Origin of the sequence: Haloarcula sp. Atlit-120R (assembly GCF_003665885.1) — an archaeon.
Taxonomy (GTDB): Archaea; Halobacteriota; Halobacteria; order Halobacteriales; family Haloarculaceae; genus Haloarcula; species Haloarcula taiwanensis.
On sequence record NZ_QPLN01000094.1, the window covers coordinates 1 to 452 of the forward strand.

At 67.7% G+C, this 452-nt stretch carries 1 protein-coding gene; it reads left to right on the plus strand.

Annotation, left to right across the window (positions count from 1 at the left end; all coding sequences use genetic code 11):
• A partial coding sequence (locus DVK01_RS21380; protein WP_121538856.1) for an AAA family ATPase occupies positions 1-452 on the plus strand: 452 nt, incomplete at both ends.

Consider the following 452-nt stretch of genomic DNA (forward strand, 5'->3'; position numbering starts at 1 on the left):
AGCTACATCGAGCGCGACGACCTGCCGCACCTCCTGTTCGCGGGGCCGGCGGGCGTCGGCAAGACCACCTCCGCGACGGCCATCGCCCGCGCCATCTACGGCGACGACTGGCGCGGCAACTTCCTCGAACTCAACGCCTCCGACGAGCGCGGTATCGACGTGGTCCGCGACCGCATCAAGAACTTCGCGCGCTCGTCGTTCGGCGGCCACGACTACCGCGCCATCTTCCTCGACGAGGCCGACTCGCTGACGAACGACGCGCAGTCGGCGCTCCGCCGGACGATGGAGCAGTTCTCCGACAACACCCGGTTCATCCTCTCGTGTAACTACTCCTCGAAGATTATCGACCCCATCCAGTCGCGCTGCGCGGTGTTCCGGTTTTCCCCGCTCGGCGACGACGCCGTCGCGGAGCAGGTCCGCGACATCGCCGCGGCCGAGGACATCGAGGTCAC